Annotated in this window: 25 protein-coding genes and 2 tRNA genes; 13 read left to right on the top strand and 14 right to left on the bottom strand. The window is 55.1% G+C overall.

Going from position 1 to position 23,198, the window contains the following annotated elements:
- Positions 1-10: 10 nt before the first annotated feature.
- Positions 11-2,248 carry an ABC transporter substrate-binding protein gene (locus K8I01_07740; protein MBZ0220307.1) on the bottom strand — a complete coding sequence of 746 codons (2,238 nt, stop codon included), beginning with the start codon at positions 2,246-2,248 and terminating at the stop codon, positions 11-13.
- A 251-nt stretch (positions 2,249-2,499) separates the two neighbouring features.
- Between K8I01_07740 and rpoD the strand changes: the two genes are divergently transcribed.
- Positions 2,500-4,017, top strand: a complete 1,518-nt coding sequence (gene rpoD / locus K8I01_07735) for an RNA polymerase sigma factor RpoD (protein MBZ0220306.1) — start codon at positions 2,500-2,502, stop codon at positions 4,015-4,017.
- Positions 4,018-4,136: 119 nt separating this feature from the next.
- On the opposite strand, the gene K8I01_07730 is transcribed toward rpoD, so the two are convergent.
- From K8I01_07730 to K8I01_07695, 8 genes are all read right to left on the bottom strand, one after another.
- Positions 4,137-5,282, bottom strand: coding sequence for a radical SAM protein (locus K8I01_07730; protein MBZ0220305.1), 1,146 nt, complete (start codon positions 5,280-5,282; stop codon positions 4,137-4,139).
- 529 nt (positions 5,283-5,811) lie between these two features.
- A complete protein-coding gene (locus tag K8I01_07725; protein MBZ0220304.1) occupies positions 5,812-6,066 on the bottom strand; it encodes a DUF167 domain-containing protein in 255 nt (84 codons plus the stop codon).
- A 43-nt stretch (positions 6,067-6,109) separates the two neighbouring features.
- On the bottom strand, positions 6,110-6,607 hold the full coding sequence (locus K8I01_07720) for a DivIVA domain-containing protein (GenBank protein MBZ0220303.1): 498 nt from the start codon (positions 6,605-6,607) through the stop codon (positions 6,110-6,112).
- Positions 6,607-6,918, bottom strand: a complete 312-nt coding sequence (locus K8I01_07715) for a YggT family protein (GenBank protein ID MBZ0220302.1) — start codon at positions 6,916-6,918, stop codon at positions 6,607-6,609. Before K8I01_07715 ends, K8I01_07720 begins: the two co-directional genes overlap by 1 nt.
- Positions 6,919-6,981: 63 nt before the next feature.
- The gene (proC, locus tag K8I01_07710) at positions 6,982-7,818 is read right to left on the bottom strand and encodes a pyrroline-5-carboxylate reductase (GenBank protein ID MBZ0220301.1); all 837 of its coding nucleotides are present in this window, start codon (positions 7,816-7,818) and stop codon (positions 6,982-6,984) included.
- A gap of 128 nt (positions 7,819-7,946) precedes the next feature.
- Complete coding sequence (locus K8I01_07705) at positions 7,947-8,666, bottom strand: YggS family pyridoxal phosphate-dependent enzyme (GenBank protein MBZ0220300.1); 720 nt, start codon at positions 8,664-8,666, stop codon at positions 7,947-7,949.
- Between the two features lie 319 nt (positions 8,667-8,985).
- A complete protein-coding gene (locus K8I01_07700) occupies positions 8,986-9,627 on the bottom strand; it encodes a stage II sporulation protein M (GenBank protein MBZ0220299.1) in 642 nt (213 codons plus the stop codon).
- A gap of 130 nt (positions 9,628-9,757) precedes the next feature.
- On the bottom strand, positions 9,758-9,931 hold the full coding sequence (locus K8I01_07695) for a hypothetical protein (GenBank protein MBZ0220298.1): 174 nt from the start codon (positions 9,929-9,931) through the stop codon (positions 9,758-9,760).
- Positions 9,932-10,085: 154 nt separating this feature from the next.
- Here K8I01_07695 and K8I01_07690 point away from each other — a divergent pair, with 154 nt between their 5' ends.
- Positions 10,086-10,781, top strand: a complete 696-nt coding sequence (locus K8I01_07690; GenBank protein ID MBZ0220297.1) for a response regulator — start codon at positions 10,086-10,088, stop codon at positions 10,779-10,781.
- An 89-nt stretch (positions 10,782-10,870) separates the two neighbouring features.
- Here the strand turns inward: K8I01_07690 and K8I01_07685 are convergent, their stop codons facing one another.
- The gene (locus K8I01_07685; protein MBZ0220296.1) at positions 10,871-11,614 is read right to left on the bottom strand and encodes a 16S rRNA (uracil(1498)-N(3))-methyltransferase; all 744 of its coding nucleotides are present in this window, start codon (positions 11,612-11,614) and stop codon (positions 10,871-10,873) included.
- 87 nt (positions 11,615-11,701) lie between these two features.
- Complete coding sequence (locus tag K8I01_07680; protein MBZ0220295.1) at positions 11,702-12,211, bottom strand: M48 family metallopeptidase; 510 nt, start codon at positions 12,209-12,211, stop codon at positions 11,702-11,704.
- 37 nt (positions 12,212-12,248) lie between these two features.
- Here K8I01_07680 and K8I01_07675 point away from each other — a divergent pair, with 37 nt between their 5' ends.
- Genes K8I01_07675 through cobD form a run of 7 tightly spaced genes read left to right on the top strand, consistent with a single transcriptional unit; the run spans position 12,249 to position 18,744 of the window.
- Positions 12,249-13,742 (top strand): cobyric acid synthase, encoded by a 1,494-nt coding sequence (locus K8I01_07675; GenBank protein ID MBZ0220294.1) that lies wholly within the window; start codon positions 12,249-12,251, stop codon positions 13,740-13,742.
- A gap of 32 nt (positions 13,743-13,774) precedes the next feature.
- Positions 13,775-14,734, top strand: a complete 960-nt coding sequence (gene cbiB, locus K8I01_07670; protein ID MBZ0220293.1) for an adenosylcobinamide-phosphate synthase CbiB — start codon at positions 13,775-13,777, stop codon at positions 14,732-14,734.
- Positions 14,735-14,777: 43 nt separating this feature from the next.
- Entirely contained in the window at positions 14,778-15,248 is a 471-nt protein-coding gene (locus tag K8I01_07665) for a DUF4149 domain-containing protein (GenBank protein MBZ0220292.1), read from the top strand.
- Positions 15,249-15,291: 43 nt separating this feature from the next.
- Positions 15,292-15,498 carry a dodecin family protein gene (locus K8I01_07660; GenBank protein MBZ0220291.1) on the top strand — a complete coding sequence of 69 codons (207 nt, stop codon included), beginning with the start codon at positions 15,292-15,294 and terminating at the stop codon, positions 15,496-15,498.
- An 18-nt stretch (positions 15,499-15,516) separates the two neighbouring features.
- Positions 15,517-16,884, top strand: a complete 1,368-nt coding sequence (locus K8I01_07655) for a CoA-binding protein (protein ID MBZ0220290.1) — start codon at positions 15,517-15,519, stop codon at positions 16,882-16,884.
- A gap of 1 nt (position 16,885) precedes the next feature.
- Positions 16,886-17,590: an acetate--CoA ligase family protein gene (locus tag K8I01_07650; protein ID MBZ0220289.1), complete on the top strand. Its 705-nt coding sequence runs from the start codon at positions 16,886-16,888 to the stop codon at positions 17,588-17,590.
- A gap of 29 nt (positions 17,591-17,619) precedes the next feature.
- Positions 17,620-18,744, top strand: a complete 1,125-nt coding sequence (cobD, locus tag K8I01_07645) for a threonine-phosphate decarboxylase CobD (GenBank protein ID MBZ0220288.1) — start codon at positions 17,620-17,622, stop codon at positions 18,742-18,744.
- 4 nt (positions 18,745-18,748) lie between these two features.
- Here the strand turns inward: cobD and queF are convergent, their stop codons facing one another.
- Positions 18,749-19,117 (bottom strand): preQ(1) synthase, encoded by a 369-nt coding sequence (gene queF / locus K8I01_07640; GenBank protein MBZ0220287.1) that lies wholly within the window; start codon positions 19,115-19,117, stop codon positions 18,749-18,751.
- Between the two features lie 298 nt (positions 19,118-19,415).
- On the opposite strand from queF, the gene K8I01_07635 reads away from it, so the two are divergent.
- From K8I01_07635 to K8I01_07620, 4 genes are all read left to right on the top strand, one after another.
- Positions 19,416-19,491, top strand: a tRNA-Arg gene (locus K8I01_07635).
- Positions 19,492-19,556: 65 nt separating this feature from the next.
- Positions 19,557-19,632 (top strand) — tRNA-Lys (locus tag K8I01_07630).
- A gap of 164 nt (positions 19,633-19,796) precedes the next feature.
- On the top strand, positions 19,797-20,474 hold the full coding sequence (locus tag K8I01_07625; protein MBZ0220286.1) for a hypothetical protein: 678 nt from the start codon (positions 19,797-19,799) through the stop codon (positions 20,472-20,474).
- Between the two features lie 374 nt (positions 20,475-20,848).
- Entirely contained in the window at positions 20,849-21,634 is a 786-nt protein-coding gene (locus tag K8I01_07620; protein ID MBZ0220285.1) for a dienelactone hydrolase family protein, read from the top strand.
- A gap of 137 nt (positions 21,635-21,771) precedes the next feature.
- Here K8I01_07620 and K8I01_07615 read toward each other — a convergent pair whose 3' ends face one another.
- Together K8I01_07615 and K8I01_07610 are read right to left on the bottom strand one after the other, a co-directional pair.
- On the bottom strand, positions 21,772-22,221 hold the full coding sequence (locus K8I01_07615) for a hypothetical protein (GenBank protein ID MBZ0220284.1): 450 nt from the start codon (positions 22,219-22,221) through the stop codon (positions 21,772-21,774).
- On the bottom strand, positions 22,222-23,142 hold the full coding sequence (locus K8I01_07610; GenBank protein ID MBZ0220283.1) for a hypothetical protein: 921 nt from the start codon (positions 23,140-23,142) through the stop codon (positions 22,222-22,224).
- Positions 23,143-23,198 lie beyond the last annotated feature (56 nt).

Raw genomic sequence — 23,198 nt, 5'->3', positions numbered from 1 at the left:
CTTGCCGTGCTCAGGCCTTTCTGCCGAGGCCGCGCCTCCTCCGGACGGTTATTATGGCCGGGAGCGACCCTATGATTATTACGGCGATGAGCGCCGCCACCGGCCATATGACCGGCCTGTTCCATTCGTCCCTGGCCGCCTGCCTCTTCTCCGCGTTTAATTTTATGTACTTCATCGTGTTGTTCGACATGGGGTTGGGCTTGACGTTCTCTACCCAGCCGTGGAAAAGGGAGAACGCAACGGGGTGGTATCCCCATACCCAGGGCGCGTCCCTTCTCAGTATCTCGTTCATCCCGTCTATGACCTTCTGCCGGGCCGGACCGTTCTCCATGTTCTCCATTGTTTTAAAGAGCATGTCGAACTCCGGATGGGAGTAGTTGGCAGTGTTCTCGCCCTGGAATTTCACCTTGCCGTTCGGGCCCGCAAGGAGGAAGAAAAAGTTCTCCGGGTCCGGGTAGTCGGCGTTCCAGCCCCAGGAGAAGAACTGGAAGTTGCCCCTGAACATCTTCTCCTGGAAGCGGTTGTAGTCGGTAGTCCTGTTTTCGAGTTGTATGCCGAGGAGCGCGAACTTCTTTATGTACCAGTTTATGAGCGGTGTAGAGTCGGCCCCTGTCCAGGCGTTGTCGAAGGTGATGACGAGCGGCCTGCCGCCCGGGGTCCTGCCGCCGGGGTAGCCTGCCTCCGCCATGAGCCGTTTCGCCTCTTCGAGGGATTTCCGCACCGGCTTTTTCCTTGCGTGGTCCCAATCATAGACGTACGGGTTTATGCCTTCCTTGCCTTCCTTGTATCCGAATATGCCCGGCGGGAGCGGGGACATGGCGCCTATGCCCCTCCCGTTATTGAAAATGGAGATGAACTCGTCATAATCGAGCACTATGGAGATGGCTTGCCGGAGTTTCTGCTTTTCGGGCGAGTAGCCCCCCACGACGTCGTCGAGCATGTTGAACCCGGAATAATAGATGGAGGGACGGACTGACGTAAGGAGCCTCATGCCCCTTTCCCGCATGTCATCGGTAAGCTCGGGCCTTCCGCCGCTCCCTATGGAGACGGCCTGGTCGAAGCTCTCGGAGCTTATGCCGGAGTTGTCGTAATATCCCTGGAGAAACTTGTTCCACCTGGGGATAGCCTCCTTTTCGAGCTTGAAGACTATCTTCTCTATGAAGGGAAGGCCCTCTCCCGCATACTTTAAGAGCCCTTTTTCAGTGTCGCCCTCCTCGCCTTCGGCAGGAAAGGGATCGTGGCGGTAGTTCCCGTTTTTTACGAGCACTATCTCCATGTTCGGGTTGAAGGTCTCCATCATGTACGGGCCAGTGCCCACGGGAAACCTGTTGAGGGTCATGTTCCTGTCGATGAGCGCGCCCTGCTTGTAGAACTCGGCGGCCTCCCTCGGCATGGGCGCGAAAAAGGGCATTGCGAGCCAGTAGACGAACTGCGGGTACTTGGTCTTCAAGACTATCCTGAAGGTATGGTCGTCTACCTTCTCGACCCCGGGAAGGGGGTGCTTCCAGTAATCGAGGATAATGGGGTTCTCTTTCTCGTCAGCCGCCTGGTTGTAGGAAAAGCCGGCTTCGGCCCGCCTCTCTGACCTTATCTCCTCGAGGTCGGCCCGGAGGGCCTTTGCGTACTCTTCCAGCCCAAGTATATATTTTTCGAGAATGGAGAGTACAGGGCTTTCGACCTGCGGGTCCGCGAGCCTCATTATCTGGTAGATAAAGTCGTCGGCCGTAAGCTCCCTCGTGCCCTTTACCGGAAAGTCCGACACCCCCTTTATCCCGCCGATCTCGTTTTCCTCAACGCCCTGATAAAGAGGCTTTCCGTCCCGGTCCAGGGCAAAGGCAGGGTGGTCCTGGTAGAGTATCCCGTCCCTCACCTTTAGCTCGTAGACGGCCCTGTGCACGGCCTCGGCCGGCGCTCCGTCGGGGAGCTTATGCCCGTCCTTGCCGAAATAGACGGGGTCCGGGACTTCCTCGACCGCGAGGGGCTGAAGTTCATAAGGCCTCTTCAGGTAATGGTATTCGAGCGGGGGCTCGTATATCTGCCCGATTATGTCGTATTCATCGGAACTGTAGGCGCGGCCGGGGTCGAGGTGCTTGGGAGGCTCGAAAAAGGTCGTGTAGAAGATGTTCTTACCCCGTTCGGACGGGCGGTAAGGGTCGTTGGGCGTGCAGCCTGCGATCAATAAAAATAGCGCGAGGGCCAGCGCCCCGAGGGCTCTGGGAATGTTTTTACCGATTGCTCCTCCGTCCATAAACTTCATATTTAAATGACGTGCGGTTACGCAACATAAGTCACTGACCGATACTGTAAAAAAGCTTATAATGACAATGGGTTAGAATTAAAAACTTTAACACAATCGCGCCGCAAGGTCAAGCGGGACCGCCCAAAAGAGCGTAAAATCGGTAACTTGGCATGGCTTGACGGGGCTTGACATTTGTCCTATAGTTATGTTAGGATTAAATAATTTTTATGTCCAGGGAAAGGCAAGTAAAGGAAGGGTTTATGAGCAAAAAAGCAGGAAATAACCAGAGCGTGGAACTCTTGGGTCTTATCGACATAGGGAAGGACAAGGGGTTCCTCACCTATGATGAAATAAACGACGCGTTCCCGCAGGACAATTTCTCTGTGGAGGAGATGGACAACTTGCTTGAGACCCTCGGAGAGCTCGGAATAGACGTTGTGGACAGCGCTGAAAAGGGCGGCCCGGAGGCCCAGGAAGTGGCGGAGCCGCGCGAGTTCGAGGTGGAGGAAGTGGAGCGGGTCGAGGACCCGGTCAGGATCTACATGCGCGAGATGGGCGCGGTGCCGCTTCTTAAGCGCGAAGAGGAGATCGTATACGCGAAGAGGATAGAGGAGAGCAGGAACGAACTCCGCAGGCTCACCCTCTCCAGCCCCTTTGCGGTTATAGAGATATTGAGGCTTGTGGGCCGCGTAAGAGCAGGCAAGGCGTCGCTCCGCGACCTCATAGAGGAAGAGGTTGAGGAGAACCAGGCCGAAGAGGCAACCGCCGCGACCGACGAAGTACTTGCCAAGCTCGAAAGGCTCAGGAGGCGCAAACCCGATAGCGCCTACAAGCTCCTTAAGGACATGAACCTCAGCGCCAACATCATCAGGCGCGTTGTAAAGAGGATAGTCCGCCTCGAGCACCTTATTGAGCGCGAGGAGTCGAAAAAGGGCCCCAGGAAACAGGAGCGCGCCAAGGCCCGCATAAGAAAGATAATGAGGCGCCTAGAGATGAAGAGGGGCGACCTCCGCGAGCTCGCAAGGCAGGTAAAAATACACGACTTCAACATGTGGGAAGCCAAGCAGAGGCTCATTGAGGCGAACCTCCGGCTCGTGGTCTCCATCGCAAAGAGATATGTGAACCTGGGGCTCAAGTTCTCGGATCTCATCCAGGAAGGCAATATCGGCCTCATGAAGGCCGTCGACAAATTCGACTACAAGAAGGGCTACAAGTTCTCGACCTACGCTACATGGTGGATAAGGCAGGCCATCACGAGATCCATAGCCGACCACGGGAGGACCATAAGGATCCCGGTCCACATGATAGAGACCATTAACAGGCTGCTGCAGACATCGAGGCAACTCCTTAAGGAGCTCGGCAGGGAGCCCTACCCCGAAGAGATAGCCGAGAGGATGGACATACCCATCCAGAAGGTCAGGCGCATCCTGAGGCTCATGAAGCAGACCCTCTCGCTCGAGACGCCCATCGGCGACGACGAGGAGAGCTCGCTTGGCGATTTTATCGAGGACGAGAAGTCCCCTTCGCCTTCTGACGCGGCCATAGAGAAGGACCTTTCGGACCAGACGAACTCGGTCCTCGAGACCCTTACCCCGAGAGAGGAGAAGGTCTTGAGGATGAGGTTCGGAATTGGCGAGAAGCAGGATTATACGCTTGAAGAGGTGGGGAAGGTCCTCGGCGTCACGCGAGAGAGGGTGCGCCAGATAGAGGCCAAGGCCATAAGGAGGCTCAGGCACCCCACGAGGGCCAAGCTCTTGAAGGGCTTCAGCGAAGGCTGATAAGATTCTGTTATGAACTCAAAGAGGGGGGGGCGATTCACCCCCCCCCTCTTCTTTTAAAGCCTTTTAATGTCTCGTTATGGGACTCTAAAATCCCCCCGCCTTTCAGCCGTAGTGGTTCAGTTGTCTGAAAAATTATCAGTGCCGGTTTTCCCCTTCAGAAGCCCCATCGCCTTCGATACCGGCGCCGTAAGCCTCCAGCCCCAGTAATTGAGGAGCGCGTGGAGGCGCTTTTCCCCATCCAGGTTTTCTCCTGAAAGGAGGTTTCCGAAGTTCGATTCGACGTCCACGGAGATCTTCCTCGCCTTCCTGGACGCCTGTATCTCCTGGAGCATCGCCTTTACCTCGGCGATCAACTTCCTGTCCCCGTGCAGGAAGAAGTTCTGGTCCCCGCACCTCCCTGTTATCTTCTGGAAGACCACATTGAAGCCGTAGCTTTCACCGAAGTCCACGAAAGCCGGTATCTCCATGTAGTTGGCCCTCATGACGGTCATGTTTATGACGACATCGCTGAACCTCTTCCTGTTGTCCTTTACCAGTTCGAGGTTTTCGAGGAGGTCCTCCCACCTGCCGCCCACCCGTATCTTCTCGTATGTCTCCTTTGTGGCCGCGTCGACCGAGATGTTTATCCCGGCGAAGTTCTGGTGCTTAATCCTGTCCCAGTACCTCTTTAGGAGTAGCCCGTTCGTTATGAGGCTGAATTTCAGGTCAGGATAGCGGCTTCCGTCGAACTCGGTGAGTATCTTACGCGTGTCCGGCCTCGCGAAGGGGTCTCCCCACCCGCTCAGGACCACCTCCCGCGCCGTAGGGAGATATGTTATGAAGTCGTTATAGGCCCTCTCAAGGAGTTCCCTGTCCTCCTTGAGATTCGTGTTGCACATGATGCACTTGAGGTTGCAGTAGCCGGAATTGGAGAAGTTGAATACGGTTGGCGGTGTAGAGATGACGGTCTTGCCGGCCCGTATCTCGTCCGCGGCGGCCGGTATAACTCCGTGTTTTTCAAGGTCGGCGAATTTTATGAGCCTGCCGCCGGAGAGGTGCCATTGGATGAACGGGCATGATGGGCGGCATATCTCACGCCATGCCCCTTCGAGCATCTTCTTCCTCATGGACTGGATCTCCGGACCGTTCCAGATCTCGGAGATGGTCTGCTTCTGAAGGCTCCCTACCGGCGACTTTACCCATCCGGTGCAGCAGGTGAATACTCGCCCGGCCTCGAAAAAATGAAGGCTGTTCCAGGGCGCGGGACAGATTATGCCGTCCATTAGCATCTCCTTTAAACCCCAGAGCCGCTTCCGCTTACAGTAGGAAGGCCGGGCAGGGTACATTATAACACCGTGCAAACCCGGTTACCACCGGCAATTAACATTCGAAAGTCGTAGCAAAAGGCCCTTTCCGTACTTCCGTGCGGTTTGAGGGGCTCGCGTTAGCCCCCTCCCCGACCCCGTGAACAGGGCCTCTGAAGTCGCTTCTCTCCTATAATCCCGTCCCGTTCACGCTATTTCTCCTTTATGCTACGCTCGCCTTACCCTCCGGGGTTTGTTGAAAATACAAAAAAACATTTTTGTTTTGTCTTTCAGAAATAAACCGGGCATAAGGCGGAGCGAACATAGGGATGGAGGAGGGCGGGCGAGGCGGGGCTGCAGGAGCGAGGCCAAAGGCCGAGCGACTTAAGGGCCGAGGCTGGAGGCTGAAGGCGGAAAGAGTGCGGAGCCTTATGCCCAAAACGCGCGGCAGCGCGTAAAAAGGCCTTTCTCTCAATCAATACGGTTCAGGTCTGGTTGGATTTTGAATTTACGAAATCCTGGACGAGATGGCCTTTTCAAGCTCCGCGGCCGACGCCCCGGCAACGAAGACCCTTTTTTCCCTGGATTTGAGGCCGGACTCTATATGGAAGGCGCTTTTTCTTATGCCGGTAATCCCGGAGAGGAACTCTATGAGGGCCCTGTTCGCCTCGCCCTCTACAGGCGGGGCCGTTATTCTTATCCTAAGCGAGCCCTCCTCGGCGCCCTCGACCATGTTCCTGGAAGAACGCGGCTTGAGCCTCACCCTTATGGACGCGCCTCCTTCGGCGGGCGTGACATATGAAGCGCTATTTCGGGAGGAACTTGAGCTTGTCCGATTCCTCATCGGCCTTTCTGGCCTCTTCCTCTTCAAGGAGGAGGATGGAGGAGTGGTATTCTATTACGGACTTTATGGAGGATTCGAGCTCTTTCCTCTGCTTCCGGAGCCTGAATATCTCATCTTGGAGCGCGGATGAACGGGAATGGGCCTGCCTGATTATCTCGTCTGCCTGGAGCCTTGCCTCGGCAAGGAGTATCTCCGCTTCTTTCTTGGCGTTCGATTTCATCTCCTCAGCCATCCTCTGGACCGTGGTGATGGCCTCCCGAAGGACGTTCTCGTTTGAGGCGTACTCGCGTATGCGCTCCCCGGCCTCCTCGAGCTTCTCCTTCAGGTCCATTATCTCCTTGGCCGCCCCGGCCAGGGCCTCGGAAGCGGCATCGCGTAGCTCCTCCACTTCCTTTACGTCGTATCCCCTGAAGCGCTTCCTTAATGCGTGTCCCTTTATCTCGAGCGCGGTTATTTTCATCAGAAGCCTCCTCCTGTCTTGAGCCTGTTGGCAAGCTCGTACAAGGAGGGTATTATGCCGGCCTGTATGAAGTATATGATTAAAATCACAACGAGAGGGGAGATATCTATCCCGCCCAGATAGGGTATGTATCTACGGACACGGCCAAGGACCGGCTCGGTTATCTGGTAGAGGAATTTTACAATGGGGTTGTAGGGGTCCGGGTTCACCCATGAGATGATGGCCCTTATGACTATCACCCAGAAGTAAAGGGTCAGGACCGTATCCAGCACCTTTGTGAGCCCGATTATGATATTGGCCAGCATGAACATTCAATCTTCCTTATTATGTGGTTTTGTCTTTTTTAAGCTTGATGACTGACGGGAGCTTCGGGCCTATTTCCCCCCTGAAAGCTCCCTTGCCCTTTTCGCCGCCGCGATTACGGCGGAAGCGACCGTCTCTTTGAAGCCGCCCTCCTCGAGCCGCCGGAGGCCCTCGACCGTGGTCCCGCCGGGGGAGGCGACCATGCGCCTGAGCGCGTCGAGGTCCATGGGGCTCTCAATCGCGAGCTTCGCCGCGCCGAAGACGGTCTGAAAGGCGAGCTCCTTTGCCGTGTCCGCCGGAAGGCCCGCCCTTACCCCGCCGTCTACGAGAGCCTCGATGAAGAGGAAGACGTAGGCGGGCCCGCTTCCGCTCAGTCCCGTTACCGCGTCCATCATGGACTCGTCTTTTACCGCGGCCACCCTCCCGATCGACCCGAATATCTTGGTTGCGAGCTCAAGGTGCCGCTCGCCTGTTCCGAGCCCGGCGCAAAGTGCCGTTACTCCCTCACGGACGATGGCAGGGGTATTGGGCATGGCCCTCACTACCGGCAGAAAATGCGAAAGGCCCGCTTCCTTCAGGACCTCAAGTATCCGTGAGGTCGTAATCCCTGCGGCGGTCGAGATGAGGAGCTTCCCGGCCTCTATCTCGGGGGCTATCTCCCTCAAGACGCCTTCAACATCGCCGGGCTTGACCGTCAGGAATATTATATCAGCATTCTTCGCGGTTTCGAAATTCTTGCTGAGGACCTTCACCTCGTAGCTTTCGGCGAGGTGGATGAGCCGTTCGTTTATCCTGTCGCTTGCGATTATCTGCCCGGGATTTACCTTGGATGAGGCGAGAAGCCCTTTGATAAGGGCCTCGGCCAGGTTCCCGCTTCCGAGAAAGCCTATGGTCTTCCTTGTGAGCATGATTTTTTCAGGATTATCGGACTGCTGGAAAGTCCTTGAATGCGTCGTCTTTAAAAATTGGACACTTCGGCGTACGCCTCGTTCCTAATTCCTCGACTCCGTGCATCTTGAACTTTTTGAGCAGCCTGTCAGGCGGACTTGGCGGCCTTTTTAACTTGAGTTTCCCTGCTGCCGAATATGGCGGTCCCGATCCGGACCATGGTGGCGCCCTCTTCTATGGCCACCTCGAAGTCGTTGGACATGCCCATCGAGAGTTCCTTAATGAAAACGCCGGGGAATTTCTCTTTGTTTATGCGCTCGGCAAGGCGCCGGAGCATGGCGAAGTAAGGCCTCGACATCTCGGGGTCCTCAAAGAACGGGGGTATGGTCATCAGGCCCTTGAGCCGGAGGTTCGCCATCCCGGATACGGCCTTTGCGAGCCTTACGGCCTCGTCCGGGCTTACCCCGCCCTTGGTCTTCTCCCTCGCGATATTCACCTCTATCATGATATCGAGCGGCCCGGCAGCCCTCTTATCGAGCTCCTTTGCTAGCTCGACCGAGTCCACGCTCTCGATCATATCAAAGAGCTCTACTGCCAGCTTCGCCTTGTTCTTCTGAAGATGGCCTATGAAGTGCCATGTTATCTTCTTGTCCTTGACTTTGCCGATCTTCTCCTGGGCCTCCTGCACATAATTCTCGCCAAAGACCCGGATGCCCGCCGAAACGGCCTCCTTGACCTTTCTGGGTTCCACCATCTTGGTGACAGCCACGACAGTTATCTCGCCGGGATCGCGGCCGGCTTTCCGTGCCGCCCTCCTTATTCGGTCGTAAATATTGAGGATATTCTCAGAAATATTGTTTCCAGCCATCAGGAAATCCGGCAAACAGTATTGGGGGCCGAAGGCCCTTTAAAACCGAGCGGGGAGAAGAGAAGCGACTTTGCTGGAAAATAACTTATGGCAATCTCTAAAAATTGGTTTTTTCCCCGGACTCCATGTCAGGCCGGGAATAAAAATGCTCACATATTCGCATATATGCTCCGCTTTTTATTCCCGTCCTTTCTTGATTGCGGGAAAAACCTCAAATTTTAGAGGCTGCCTTATCACCTGTTGTTTACGAGACCTTATAGCATATATGGGGGCAGTGTCCAAGCGAAATCTTGGTTTTCACGGGTTTTTGCGAAAAAAATCAGGAGGCGGCAGGGCCCGTTATCGGCCCCATGTAATGCAGAAGGGCCATCTCCCATATGGCGGCTATGAAAAGAATAATGATTACAAGCACATACAGCCTAGCCCCGTTCCTCCCGGCATTGAGGAGCGCCTCTTTCCTTGATGCCGCCCCCTTGCGGTCAGGCCAGATGAGGGATAGGCCCAGGTCGGTCCCGACCGAGGATGAGAGGCAGTATGCCCCGAATTCGAGGACAAAGGTGCCGTAGAATACAAGGAGCATCGTAGCGCTCACGTCCATTCCGGCTATGAGTATCCCTATTATGAAGCTCCTCCAGACGGCGACGACGTAAGGGAAAAAGAATACGAGGCCCGTAAGGGTAGTGCTGAAAAATGCCCCAAATACCAGGTTGAAAGAGAAAGTGTAGAGGATCTTGAGCGGGAGGTTCTCAGCGAGCGCTCCCGTAAGCGGCTTCAGATACGGGAGCTCCTGTATCTCCTTCAACTGCTCTTCCCGGAGCTCGATTACGCCCGGGTATCCCTGTGCCACCATCCATTGTCCGAAGAAGAGGAATATCACATGGACGGCGGCGTAGAATATTATGAGGTTCCTGAGCTTCCCGGCCGCCCCGAGTGATTTCGCCAGTGTCGCGTTTAATTCCATCCGGTGTCTCTTTCCAGTTGTAGTATGCGCAAATACAGGGGCGGAACTTATATAATATACCAGAATCGGGGAATGGGAAAGGCCGGTGCGCTTTTAGCTCCGGCGTGGGAGAAAGACCCGAGGGACCTGGCTACTTGCCCTTGCCTTTGGCCTTTTTAACAGGCTTTATGCGGCATAGGTCGTATTTTCCGACAATCGCCTTGAGCTTCCTGCAGTATAGGCCCCCGGTCTTGTAGCAGATCTCTTTTTTCGGGTCCAGGAAAACGGCGTGGACGCATTCTATGCAGATTATCGATTCGTTCATGGGAATGGATTTTAAATCCTTATCCTCTGTTCCTCAAGTGGAATCTTGGCCCGAAGGAGCCAAGATTGTTGACAAAAGCAGTAAAATCACTTACAAGTATTGGCAATCCTAAAAAGGAGCCGCTCCCATTCTTACTCCCCCGAAGACCATAGTCGTGGCTGATCCTGACGCGGCAAGGTGCCTAAAGCTCGCCACGATGGTAAAGAGGCTCGACTACAACGTCTTCCTTGCCTCGAACGGCCCTGATCTCGTACGGATGACCTCCGGCATAATACCAAACGCCGTGCTCCTTGATTTAGACATGCCGCCGATATCCGGGCAGCCCTGCATAGACGCCCTCAGGTCGAACAGGAGCTTAAGCATGATCAGGATAATAACGACATCGGACGTGGGGCGCACAAGCGACCTCGTGGCCTCGCTTTCAAAGGGCGCCGCAGGGTATGTCGCAAGGCCGGTAAGCCCGACCGAGCTTTACAGGACGATACAGAAGCTTGTCGAGCCCCGGCCGAGAAACTTCCTCAGGATACGGGTCCTTTTCAAGGCGACCGTCGTAACCGGCTCGACCGGCCGCGCAACCTTCGCGACAGCCCTTTCGGAGCAGGGCGTCTTCATAAGGACGCTTAAGCCTTTTGCCGAGGGCGCGAAGGTCAAGATCTCTCTGGAGCTGCCTACGCCCAAGCCTCTTGTGCTCGACGGAGAGGTGCTCTATGCGGTTAAGGAGATGCCGGACGGCCTCTCCGAGCCCGGCATGGGCATAAGGTTTATCGGCCTTGATCCCAACATCCAGGCCGGCCTCAGGAAGTTCATAGAGGACCAGGTCATAGGGGAGGGCGGAGAGGGATTATTATGAGGCAACCTCTAAAAATTGATCTTTTCCCCGGCCTTTCTTGATTACGGGAAAAATTTCAAATTTTTAGACGTTGCCATATAATTCAGTCCTTACCCCCCGAGCTCGTATCGGAGCAGCCCGACTCCGAAGATCGCTGCGGTCTCGGTCCGTAAGACCCTGCTTCCAAGGCTTGCCTGCGCGAAACCCTCTTCCCTTGCCGCCGCAGCCTCTTCTTCCGTAAAGCCGCCTTCAGGCCCGACGAGTAGCGAAACACTCCCGATTGGCTTCTCATTCTCCCTTAAGAAATCTTTCAGGCCTTTCAGGCCGGGACTTTCCCAGAGCATTACTTTAAGCTCCGTAGCTGCGGTCTCGTGCAGCGCTTCCCTGAAAGCCGCGTAAGGAAGGACATTCGGTATGTCCCATCTCCTTGACTGCTTCGCGGCCTTGATGGCCACCTTCTGCCAGTTATGCGACCTCTTCTGCCTTGAGTCGAGCTCCTCGATGGATATCGACCTTTCGGATTTGAAAGGGAGTATTGCGGTAACCCCGAGCTCGGTCGTCTTCTGGATTATGGTCTCCAGCCGCTCCCTCTCGGGCAGTGCCTGAAGAAGAAGAACCGCCGGGCCGGGCTCGACCGCCCCAATCTCCTCGAAGACGATAAGCTCGGCCACCCCGCCGGATAATGACAGGAGCCTTCCGCGGACAAGCTCGCCTCGTCCGTCTATGAGCGTGAACGCCTCGCCGGGCCTGGGCTGCCAAGAAAGGAGCCTGCCTGTATTTTCGGGGTCGAGAGTAAATGTATCTCCGGGCAGGAGGGCCCTCTCGACTCTAATCTCTCCGAGGCCGGAAAACACCAGAATCTCCTTGTTGAGGAGTAGTGAAGTAGTATAATCTTACACCAGCTTAACTGGGCTTGAAAGGGCAATATGGGGCTATTTGAGCTAATCCAAGCCGAGGAGCCTTGATATGGCGAGTATGCGGGATTTTATGTCGACCCTTCCGGAGAGCCTGGACAGGATATCGACCGAGGCGCCGGGATCGAATCCGGCCCGCTCCATAATGCCGAGAGCGTTTTTGTCAGCCTCCATCTCCCGCTCAAGGGGGCTGTCAATGCCTGAGAGCGCAGGAGACTGGTCCCCCGCGAGTATGTGAGAGGCCTCGTGCGCGATGACGAAGGCCATCTCGTCATCCGTCCGGGTTTTAGAGACCAGCCCGGCCGAGAGAACGACAGTTCCGTCGGGCATGACAAAGGCGCTCCCTGATGCGTCAGCGCTTAGGACTACCCTGGGGCTAAATCCCATTACAGCCTCTATTTTTGAGAGGACGCCGGCTATCATTGCAATATCGGCGTCAGCCGTTTCTCCGGCATATGCCCCGGAAAAAGGCGCGGCCGCCGCGATGAAAGCCGTAATGAGGATGGATAGAATAGTTTTCTTGATGGAAGTACGCATAGGCCGAATATTTTAGCACGGTCCTGGTACGGATTCAATGGCAAACTACGCGAAAAATATAATGTTTCAGGGCACCTCCTCGCATGTGGGGAAAAGCGTCCTCACTGCTGCGCTCTTGAGGGCCTTGAAGTACAGGGGCTTCAGTGTCGCCCCTTTCAAGGCCCAGAACATGGCCCTGAATTCGGCGGTGGCCATTGACGGCGGCGAGATAGGGAGGGCGCAGGCATTCCAGGCCGAGGCAGCGGGCCTCAAGCCCTCAGTCCACATGAACCCCGTGCTCCTTAAGCCCACAGGGGATTCAATGTCCCAGGTCATTATCCAGGGGAAGGCCGTCGGCATGATGTCGGCAGTCGAGTACCATGCCTTCAAGAAAGAGGCGCTGGACTATGTGCTGGAGAGCTATGAAAGGCTTGCCCGTGATTACGATGTAATCGTCATCGAAGGGGCCGGGAGCCCGGCTGAGGTGAACCTCCGCGATAACGACATTGCCAACATGGGCATAGCCGGGGCAATCGGGAGCCCCGTCGTGCTCATCGGCGACATAGACAGGGGCGGGGTTTTTGCCTCGCTCGTCGGCACGCTAGAGCTCCTTTCGATGGAAGAAAGGGAGAGGATAAAGGGTTTCATAATAAATAAATTCAGGGGCGACACAGGCCTCCTTAAGCCGGGGCTCGATTTCCTCGAGGCAAGGACCGGGAAGGATGTTCTGGGGGTCGTGCCGAGCTTTTCGGGCCTCCTCATACCCGACGAGGATAGCGTCTCTCTTGACGAGAGGGAGTCTTCGGGGGGCGCTTCCGGATTGAAAGTGGCGGTCGTGAAGCTCCCGCGACTTTCGAACTTCACTGACTTCGACCCGTTCAGGGGGGATCCGGGCATAGAGCTCTCGTTCATAAGCTCTCCTGATGAAATGGACGGGGCAGGGCTCGTCATAATACCAGGCACAAAGAGCACGATAGCCGACCTCATGTGGATGAAATCGAGGGGCTTCGGCCCTGCAATAAGGGAGCACATCGAGAAAGGCGGCATGGTCGCGGGCATATGCGGGGGATTCCAGATGCTGGGGACCGCGGTAAAGGACCCGCACGGCGTTGAATCCGGCCTGGGAGAGGCCGAGGGCTTCGGCCTTGTAGACGCCGTGACCGTCCTCGGCAGGGAGAAGAAGACCTTCGAGGTATCGGCTGTGGCAAGGCTCATGGGAGGGGACTACGAGGTCAGGGGCTACGAGATACACATGGGCGAGACTATCGTAAAAGGCACCCCGTTCTCAAGGATACTCGACCGTAACGGCAGGACCTGCTATTTCCCGGACGGCGCGGCCTCTCCCGACGGCATGGTATGGGGTACCTATGTCCACGGCATATTCGATAACGACATCTTCAGGCAGGCGGTCGTATCAGCGCTCTCCGGCGGAAAGGGCGGGCCGATTGTGGCGGGTTTCGAGTCCGGGCGCGAGAGCGCGCTTGATTCACTGGCCTCGATATTCGAGGAGAACGTTCAAATGGAAAAGATCCTTCGGATAATCGGGGTATGACGGGCCCTCAAGTGCTTGAGGGCGTGCTGGACATTGTGCCCCTTTCCGCGCTCGCGTTCCTTACGGCGCTCATCCTCGACTTTGTGATAGGAGACCCTGAGAGGGCGCCCCACCCGGTCAGGTGGATCGGGAGGCTTGCGGCCTTTCTTGAGGCCGCAATACGGAAGGCCCTGCCAAAGAGCGCCGGATGGGAAAAGCTCGGTGGAGCGCTCCTATGGATTTTCGTCGTCGTCGGCATTTACGCGTCGGCCGCCCTTGTCCTCCTTTTTTCAAGCCTCTATTCGACCACGTTCTCTTTTGTGCTCTCGGTCTTTTTCATATGGGCCGGGCTTTCCATGAAATCTCTCGGGGACGAGGCCCTGGCGGTCGTAAGAGCGCTCGGGCATGGGCTGGAGTATGGGAGAAGACGGCTGAGCCGCATAGTCGGGAGGGATACCGGCAATCTCAAGGAGGAAGAGGTGCTTAAGGCCGCTGTCGAGACAGTTGCAGAGAACACCTCGGACGGAGTCATAGCGCCGCTTTTTTTCCTGGCTCTCGGCGGCCCGGCGCTAATGATGGCGTACAAGGCCGTAAACACGCTCGATTCGATGGTGGGCTACCGGAACGAAAGGTACAGGCACTTCGGCTGGTTTTCGGCGAGGATGGACGACGCGGCCAATTTCATACCCGCGAGGGCCTCGGGCGCGCTCATCGTCACAGCCTCTTTTATTTTAGGATATAATTGTATGAAGTCCGCGGCCATACTGGCGAGAGACGGGCGGAACCATCCGAGTCCCAACTCCGGGGTCCCGGAGGCCGCAATGGCAGGCGCTCTGGGCCTTAGGCTCGGCGGAGGGTCGTTCTACGGCGGCGTATTTTCGGAGAAGCCCTGGATAGGCGACCCGGAGAAGGGCTTTGATCCCGGGACGGTAATATCTTCGGTAAAGATAATGAGGACCGCCGGTCTTATGATGGCCGGGATTGTAATTGCAATAATGCTCCTTTTCAAATAAACGCCGCCCATTGAAACGTATCCCGGGCGTAAAGAGGAGGCCGATGCTTAACGCGCTCAGGTTCATCTTCCTCATGAGCATCGTGACATGGGTGGGGATGATAATCTTTTATACACTCTTCGTAACCCCGAGCATATTCAAGTCCCTACCGAGGGAGCTCGCGGGGGATGTGGTCTCTCACATATTCCCCAAATACTGGGGCATAGGCTATGTCGCGGCCATACTCTCGCTTGCCTCGCTCATCGCCATGTCATTTATCGAGAAGGTCTTTCCCATGGCCAGGGTTCTTATCCTGGCGCTTATGACCGCGCTCACCTTTTATTCGGGGCTCGTGGTGGCCCAGGAGGCGCAGACCATAAAGGCCCAGATGAAAGTAGTGGAGGACCCGCAGAGGCTCGAAGAGCTACGGAGCGAGTTCAGGGGCGTCCACAGGACGAGCTTCGCCCTGAACCTGGTGGTCATGGTCGCCGGAATCGTCCTGGTATTTCTCGTCTCGAGGAATCTCAGATTATAAGAAGTATCCTTCAAGGCGCCAGAAAAAAACAAAGGGAGGCGACATGGACAAGATCTATAAAAAGATAGAGATAGTCGGCATCTCGTCCAAAAGCTTCGAGGACGCAGTTTCGACCGCTATAGAGAAGGCCTCCAAGACCCTTCACGGGCTTGCGTGGTTCGAGGTCGTCGAGCAGCACGGCAGGATCGCGGAAGGCAAGATAGCCGAGTTCCAGGCTGTCGTAAAAGTAGCCTTTAAGCTCGACCAGTAGAGGGGGCAGGCCGTCCGGATGCCGAATGGCGGGGACATATCGTTCTTCTTCAACCCGGGCTCGGTTGCCGTGGTCGGCGCTTCGCCCGAGCCGGGGAAGATCTCGAATATCATACTCAGGAGCCTCATAGGCGCGGGCTACGGGCGAAGGATAATCCCCGTCAATCCCGGGCAGGCCTCTGTCATGGGGCTTGAGTGCCTGCCTTCCCTCGAAGAGTCGAGCGAGGTGATAGACCTTGCGGTCTTCGCCATACCGGCCGCTGCCGTCCCCGACGCATTAAAGCGCGCTGAAGGGAAAGTCCGGGGCGCGATAATCGTGAGCGGCGGCTTCGGGGAGGCCGGTGAAACTGGAAAGGTCCTCGAAAAGGAGGTCCTGGAGATAGCGCGTAAGACCGGGGTGCGCGTAATCGGGCCAAACTGCCTCGGCATCTACGACGCTGTTTCGAAGGTCGATACCTTCTTCATACCCACTGACAGGGCCGGAAGGCCGGGGAGGGGAGGGCTTTCCATACTCTCACAGAGCGGCTCGTTCGCCGCGACCGCCATGGACGAGCTTGCGGCAGAAGGCATCGGCGTTGCCAGAATAGTAAGCTACGGGAACGCTATTGACGTTAACGAGTCCGACTGCCTCGAGTTCCTGGCATCCGACCCGGAGACGAAGGCCGTAGTCGTATACATGGAATCCGTCGCCGACGGCAGGAGGTTTGTCGAGGCCGCCTCAAAGTGTTCCTCGGAAAAACCGGTCATGGCCGTCAAGGTCGGGAAGTTCGGCGCGGGCGCTGTCGCGGCCCGCTCCCACACCGGCGCGATCGCCGGGAGGTACGAGATATACAGGGCCGCCTTCAAAAAGGCGGGTGTAGCGGAGCTTAACGGCTACGAGGAATTCCAGGCCGCCTGCAAGGCATTCGGGCTTCAGGGGAGGGCTTCTGGCAGACGTGTAATGATAATAACCGACGGCGGCGGCATGGGCGTGGGCATCGCAGACGCCTGCCACGCGATCGGGCTCGATGCCGCGCCGCTTCCAGCAGCACTTGAAAAAGAGCTCAAGGCCGTTTTCCCGCCCTATTTTTCCATTTCCAATCCCCTTGACCTTACAGGGAGCGCAACAGACGAGTCCTTTGCCCTCTCGGTCCAGAAGACGATGGCGGGAGGGCATTACGACATCGCCATAGTAGCCGCGCTCTGGGGCCCGCCAGCCCTAACCGATAGACTACCTGGCATGCTGGTCCAGAAGCCGGGGTTTTCCGAAAAGCCCATTATCATCTGCACGCCGGGGGGGGAGTATTCGCGGTCGCGTCTCAGGCTATTCAGGGAAGCGGGCCTCCCGGTATTCACGACACCAGAGGGCGCGGTGCGCGCAGCGGCCATCCTCGCGAGGGGGAAATAGAATGGCCGGGAGGGCCGCGATAGAGAAGATAGTAAAAGAGGCCTTGAGCCTGGGGAGAAGGGCGCTCATCGAGCCTGAGGCAAAGGCTGTCATAAGCCTCGCATCCATCCCGGTCCCCAGGCACAGGGTGGTGAAGGACATGGCCGGTGCTATCGAGGCCGCTTCCGGGATAGGCTATCCGGTCGCGCTTAAGCTGGTCTCGCCGGACATATTGCATAAGAGCGACATAGGCGGGGTAGCCCTGGGCATAAAAGATGCCGGGGAGCTTGAGGCGAGCTGGTCGCGGATGATACTCGGCGCGGCGGATGAGGCCCCGGCCTCTATTATAGAGGGCTTTCTAATCGAGGAGATGGCGGGCAAGGGGACAGAGGTCATAGTCGGCGGTATAAGGGATGCGCAGTTCGGCCCTGCCGTGATGTTCGGCCTCGGAGGGGTGGCAGTAGAGCTTCTTAAGGACGTCTCCTTCAGGCTCGCCCCGGTTTCGAGGGAGGAGGCTTTTGAGATGATATCCGAGGTAAAGAGCTTTCCGCTCCTTACGGGCTTCAGGGGCGGAAGCCACAAGGACCTGGACGCCATAACCGACGTTATAATGAAGGTCGGGAGGATAATGGACGAGGTGAGCGCCATAAAAGAGCTTGAGATAAACCCACTTGTGGTGTATGAGAGAGGGGCCCTGGCATTGGATGCCAGGGCATTGCTGGTATAAGGCATTATTCCATTCTTGGGGTCTGGTCGTTGGTCAAGGACATACACGGGGGAGACATCTGGAAGGCGGCTAAACAAGTCTCGAAGCCGCTTGAGGGGATAATCGATTTCAGCGCGAGCATAAACCCGCTGGGCCCGCCAGCTTCGGCAATAAAGGCGATAGAGGAAGGGCTCAGGTTCATACCCCCGTACCCCGACCCTTCTGCGAGCGCCCTCAAGGAGGCGCTCGCATTTCATCACGGCATATCCGCGGACAGCATCCTTCCGGCGAACGGCTCGACAGAGCTTATCTATATGATCCCCAGGCTCATGAGGCCCGGCAGGGCGCTCATCATGGAGCCCGCCTTCAGCGAATACAAAAAGGCCCTTGCCCTTGCGGGATGGGAGGCCGAGAGCTTTGTCCTGGATAAAAACGACGGTTTCAGGCTCGACCTTAAAAAGCTCGGGAAAAGGCTCTCAAAGGGCTTCGGCCTCGTCTTCATGGCAAACCCCGCAAACCCGACCGGCGTACTCTATTCCGAAGAGGAGACGCTCGCGTTCTTAAAACTCGCTCGCTTAAGCGGCGCACTGGCGGTGCTTGACGAGGCCTTCATAGACTTCTCAGGCGGTAGTGTCATGCGGGAGGCAATAAGGGCGGGCAACGCTATAGTGCTCCGTTCCATGACCAAATTCCACGCGCTTGCGGGCCTGAGGCTCGGGTACGCGGCGGCTGACAGGAGGCTTCTTTCAAGGCTCGAAAGGCTTAAGCCGCCGTGGTCCGTTAATACGCTCTCGTCCATTGCAGGGGCCGCCTGCCTTGCGGACGCTCAGTACAGGAAGCGGACGGCAAAATGGCTTTCAACGGAGAGGGACGCGCTATCGGAAGGCATAGCATCAGTAAAGGGGCTTACGCCTTTTCCGTCGTCGGCGAATTACCTGATGGTAAGGATATCTAAGCCGCGCCTCGATGCCAGGGCGCTCGCTTCCAGGCTTCTTCAAGACGGGATACTCATACGCGACCTGAGCGCCTTTACCGGGCTCGGCCCGGAGTTCTTCAGGGTGGCTGTGCTCGGAAGGGATAGTAACCGCCTCCTTGTCGATTCACTGAGAGAGGCGCTCGGAAAGACCGGGGCGAAGGAGAGAGGAAAAAGAAAGAGGGGCGAGCGGACCGCGTGAATGTTTAAAGGCTCACTTTAATGACAGTTTTCACATTCCCGCGCACATTGAAGTCCGCAACAACGTCGAGCTTCCTCGGCGAGAGTAGTTTTTTCAGGTCGTCGAAGATGAGGTTGGTTGCGGCCTCGTGTGAGATGGCCCTGTCGCGGAAGGCGTTGAGGTAGAGCTTGAGCGACTTAAGCTCCACGACCTTCGTGTCAGGCACATAGGAGACGCGTATCGTTGCGAAGTCCGGGTATCCCGAGCGCGGGCACACGCAGGTGAACTCGGAGTAGCTTATCTCTATCGTATAGTCCCTGTCCGGGCTCGTGTTGTCCCAGGCTTCGAGCTTCGCTTCCTCTATGGCCTTTGCGCCGTATTTCTTTTCGGTCATCCGTTTAAAGCCCTTTCGTCTTGAATCCCGCCGCGAGGCGGGCTTAACAACCATATTAGCAAAATCCCGTAAAAAATAAAGCCGTTTTGAGGGCTTTTTCTTGAATGGCTTGACAAGCCGCCCTGTTTTTGGGCTTAATGGAGTTCAACCGATGCTTCGGAAGTGAGCGCCGGGCAAAGGAATAATGGCCGCGGGCCGCTCCTGGCGTAAAGACCCGGCCAGGCCCGTTTTTAAAGGATATGGATTTTGCCTTGACAAAGGGCTGCCTTTTTTGTAACCTGAAAAGATTCGGTTTTACGCGCCTGTAGCTCAGTGGATAGAGCATCGGCCTCCGAAGCCGAGGGTCGGAGGTTCAAATCCTCTCAGGCGCGCCAGATTCAGGGCGGGCCGGGAAGGAAAAACGCAATACAGGCGCTGACTTTCAAATAGATTTCTTCTTGGGCCGCTAGCTCAGTTGGTAGAGCAGCTGACTCTTAATCAGCGGGTCGTAGGTTCGATCCCTACGCGGCCCACCAAATCAGGAAGGGGTTGCAGGATTTTTTCAAATCCTGCAACCCCTTTTTCTTTTTTGCTGTATAGTTTCTGTATAGTTGATCTTCGGTCATGGTTCTGAAGCACTTTAACGGCTTTACTGTCCTGTCAGCGGAGAAACCCTCACCCGCGGAGGCTGCTTCTTGCCATGCAACGCAAAGACATCCTGTTTTGTCTTTTTCTGGTGCTGATCCTGTTTGGAGTTTCGTTCTTGCCTTATCTCCAGCCTGGATCGACCGCATTATTCAGGGAAAATAATCTGATCGAGAGCTTGTCGGCGCTGGGATACGGCCTGGCGGCGGCTTACGCCTTTTTCAAAGGGGGTGTTCGGTTCGTCCGTACCCGACCTTACTTTATTGCCCTGTTTGTTTTTTGCGCATTGAGAGAGTTGGATTTCAACAGGAGATTCACATCAGTCGGCTTGATGAAGCTCGAGTTTTATACGGGGCATACCCCTTTGGCGGAAAAGTTATTGGGGAGCCTGGTGCTGATGATACTGGCGTGGATTGCCGTGATGATTTTGAAGCAGCACCTTATCCGTTTCCGCCGGGGCTTTGCCGCTCATGGCAGGATTTACATGTTGTCTATAGCTGGTTTCCTGCTGGCAGCTCTGGTGAAAACCCTTGACGGTTTCCAGCGAAAGCTCAGGTCTCTGGGAGTATATCTGCCGGATGCCTGGTCGGCCTATGTCACCTACCTCGAGGAATCTTTGGAGTTGGGTATCCCCCTGGTCATCCTCTGGACATTGGTGGTTTATTTCAGGGACTACCATAACGATGAGGGAACTCCCGGCAGTGCCCCGCGGAATGGTGTGATTCGAAGTTAGGAGGTCGTCGCGGGCCTATGGTTTTTGTATGCCCGAAAGAAAAAACTCCTTAAAGGGGGCAAAAGCCTGCTGTCCGCTAAAAAGGCCATAGAAGGTAGGCGGGAGCAAATGAAAGCAAACAGAAGCAAAAGAAAAGTTTTTCCGAGGGATACCCTTTAATCAGCGGGTCGCAGGTTGACGCCTATGCGGCCCACAAAAGTTAAAGGGGCTACGGGAACTCGTTGCCCCTTTTTTGCTCGCCCAAGGCCCTGCCCGGTTCGAAGTCCCTGCCCCTTTCAAAAAATATTGTATACTCCTAATGACAGGCGAAAAGGCTGAACGCCCGATGATAAAACACACTGTGCCCTGATGGGCCGGCCTTCAAGGAGGTCACGATGAAGACCCTTATTGCGGTCGCGGCAGTCCTGCTCCTCTTTTCCGTCAATGCGCACGCGAAGTTGGTGGGCGAGACGATCGAATACAACGCCAACGATACCGTCCTTGAGGGCTATCTCGTCTATGACGACGAGGTGAGCGGCCCGAGGCCCGGCGTGCTCGTTTTTCACGAATGGTGGGGGATAAACGACTATATAAGAGGCCGCGCGGATGAGCTCGCTAGGCTCGGCTATGTGGCCTTCGCGCCTGATATGTACGGGAAGGGCGTGCGCCCGACCGATCCCAAGGCGGCCGGGGAGGCCGCCGGGAAGCTACGGGCAGATAACGCCCTCATGCGCTCCCGCGCGACGGCCGGGCTTGAGGCCCTGAGGGAAATTGAGCTCGTGGACACTTCACGGATAGCCGCCATCGGGTATTGCTTCGGCGGCGGCGCGGCCCTTGAGCTTGCCAGAAGCGGCGCGCCGGTTTCCGGCACCGTCTCCTTCCACGGCACTCTTGCCACTAAAAGTAAGGCAAAGCCCGGCGACATAAAGGGGAGCGTGCTGGCGCTCCACGGCGCGGAAGACCCGAATGTGAAGCCGGAAGAGGTGCGGGCCTTCAAGGACGAGATGCGGAACGCGGGGGCCGACTGGGTTTTCACAAGCTATGGCGGCGCGGTGCACGGCTTCTCGAACCCGAATAACGACACGGACCCCTCCGACGGCCTCGCCTACAACGAAAAGGCCGACAAACGCTCCTGGGAGGCGATGAAGGATTTCTTGAAGGAGGCGTTCGGGGGGAGGTAGGGGGTTGAGAGTCGAGAAACTTGTTTCTAAGCTCGAAGGGTGCGCCCGCGCACCCTTATTCTTTTTCTAAAAAAATACGGTATGAAACCAGTACATTGAGAGTTAGAATCGTTCTTGCTTCCCACAAGGGGCTCTGATTAGAGAGTTGCTTGAGCCAAGATGCCAGCATTGCTCTTTAAAAGCTCTTCAGCAAAGCTTAAATTGGCTTTTTCCCTGGCACCTTCAAGTTCAGATTTTTTTGAATCGATTAGTTTGCCAATCTCGCTCTCTATTATGTTTGTGAGTTTTACATTGTCAATGCGTTCTTTTTTAATATTACTTATCTCAATTCTAAGGGGCTTCCCACTATAAACGCCCACAATCAATTTGATGCCATCTCTATTCAAAAGTTCTTTTTCTTTCTCGGAGTCGATATAGTCGAATGTGATAGTCAACCTGTCTTCGTTTTTATTGTAATTAGGCGATATCGTCTTAGGAATATCGCTTGGTGGAAGATAAAGCTTAATTCTAACACGTGTTTTATGAAGGTCCGCTATGGGCTTATTATAAAGTTCCTTATTTACAACGATTGCTCTATTAGTGCTCATTTAGGCCTCCCAATTGACAATATCATATACTGATATTGCAAACGAGTTAAATCGCTTCTCTATTTCTGAATTGAATGGATTACTATTTGCTACGCTATCAATTAAAAGGACCCCTGATGGTGACCCATCCTTATTGTTTATTACAGTTCCCAAAAAATGACGAGCCCTACTGTGCATTTTTCTTAATGCTGTAAACTCTTTTATGTAACCATATTCCATATACTCGCGTATTTTTTTCTTATCTGGCCTATATGCGACTTCTTCTAAATTTTTATAATTTTTAAATTCTATCTGACTTATATCTGGCAGATCTGTTATGCAGGCCTTAGAATTTGAAAATCTTATGTAACCTGCAATCCCATCACAATCTTTTTCTTCGTATGGTTCGACACGAAACATCGTAGACGAATTGTTCTGATAAGGACGCCCACATCTTACATCGACGATTAGGTATTTGCCATATTGTGGAGGTAGTAAATATAAATTCCAACGCCATCTGTTATTGGAAAATAAATGTCTAAATAAATTACAGTAATTTCTGATAAAGACCCGTAAATAACCAACTTCTCTAAAGAGTGTTACTCTATGAGTATCGGCATTTCCGTCAAGCAATTCGCTGTGAATTCTCTCAATAAATTTCTTTTTTAATCGATTCCGCTCTTTTCTAGTAAACAACCATGAGGGTATAATGCTGTAACTTGCAGAATAAGCGCCACAAAGCAAGACCGTTTCTGGTGCATGAGTAATGAGGATATAGGTAAGGAGTTGGTTGAAAATGGAGTTACTAAGCAAGCCTAGCAGATTTTGTCCAAAAGGCAAAATCCCTAATGTAAGGACAGAAAGCCCGTTTATAAATAGGAAAAAGGTCCTTTTTCTAATCATAAGAAGGTGTCTGAATTCGCCCCTCTGAGCGGTTTTCATTTCAATTTCAGAGGGATATGCGGGAAATTATTAATGTGCTATTCGCCAAAAGCTTC

It is taken from the genome of Deltaproteobacteria bacterium (assembly GCA_019912665.1).
Classification (GTDB): Bacteria; Desulfobacterota; GWC2-55-46; order GWC2-55-46; family GWC2-55-46; genus UBA5799.
Note: the sequence above shows the minus strand (reverse complement) of the source record. Positions and strands in the feature narration are given on the sequence as shown.

Coding starts and splice junctions, on each gene's coding strand:
- K8I01_07740 (MBZ0220307.1), bottom strand. CDS start 2,248: ATGGACGGAGGAGCAATCGGTAAAAACATTCCCAGAGCCCTCGGGGCG.
- rpoD (MBZ0220306.1), top strand. CDS start 2,500: ATGAGCAAAAAAGCAGGAAATAACCAGAGCGTGGAACTCTTGGGTCTT.
- K8I01_07730 (MBZ0220305.1), bottom strand. CDS start 5,282: ATGGACGGCATAATCTGTCCCGCGCCCTGGAACAGCCTTCATTTTTTC.
- K8I01_07720 (MBZ0220303.1), bottom strand. CDS start 6,607: ATGAAAATAACCGCGCTCGAGATAAAGGGACACGCATTAAGGAAGCGC.
- K8I01_07715 (MBZ0220302.1), bottom strand. CDS start 6,918: ATGTTCATGCTGGCCAATATCATAATCGGGCTCACAAAGGTGCTGGAT.
- proC (MBZ0220301.1), bottom strand. CDS start 7,818: ATGCTCACAAGGAAGACCATAGGCTTTCTCGGAAGCGGGAACCTGGCC.
- K8I01_07705 (MBZ0220300.1), bottom strand. CDS start 8,666: ATGGCTGGAAACAATATTTCTGAGAATATCCTCAATATTTACGACCGA.
- K8I01_07700 (MBZ0220299.1), bottom strand. CDS start 9,627: ATGGAATTAAACGCGACACTGGCGAAATCACTCGGGGCGGCCGGGAAG.
- K8I01_07695 (MBZ0220298.1), bottom strand. CDS start 9,931: ATGAACGAATCGATAATCTGCATAGAATGCGTCCACGCCGTTTTCCTG.
- K8I01_07680 (MBZ0220295.1), bottom strand. CDS start 12,211: ATGCGTACTTCCATCAAGAAAACTATTCTATCCATCCTCATTACGGCT.
- K8I01_07675 (MBZ0220294.1), top strand. CDS start 12,249: ATGGCAAACTACGCGAAAAATATAATGTTTCAGGGCACCTCCTCGCAT.
- K8I01_07665 (MBZ0220292.1), top strand. CDS start 14,778: ATGCTTAACGCGCTCAGGTTCATCTTCCTCATGAGCATCGTGACATGG.
- K8I01_07660 (MBZ0220291.1), top strand. CDS start 15,292: ATGGACAAGATCTATAAAAAGATAGAGATAGTCGGCATCTCGTCCAAA.
- K8I01_07655 (MBZ0220290.1), top strand. CDS start 15,517: ATGCCGAATGGCGGGGACATATCGTTCTTCTTCAACCCGGGCTCGGTT.
- K8I01_07650 (MBZ0220289.1), top strand. CDS start 16,886: ATGGCCGGGAGGGCCGCGATAGAGAAGATAGTAAAAGAGGCCTTGAGC.
- queF (MBZ0220287.1), bottom strand. CDS start 19,117: ATGACCGAAAAGAAATACGGCGCAAAGGCCATAGAGGAAGCGAAGCTC.
- K8I01_07625 (MBZ0220286.1), top strand. CDS start 19,797: ATGCAACGCAAAGACATCCTGTTTTGTCTTTTTCTGGTGCTGATCCTG.
- K8I01_07620 (MBZ0220285.1), top strand. CDS start 20,849: ATGAAGACCCTTATTGCGGTCGCGGCAGTCCTGCTCCTCTTTTCCGTC.
- K8I01_07615 (MBZ0220284.1), bottom strand. CDS start 22,221: ATGAGCACTAATAGAGCAATCGTTGTAAATAAGGAACTTTATAATAAG.
- K8I01_07610 (MBZ0220283.1), bottom strand. CDS start 23,142: ATGAAAACCGCTCAGAGGGGCGAATTCAGACACCTTCTTATGATTAGA.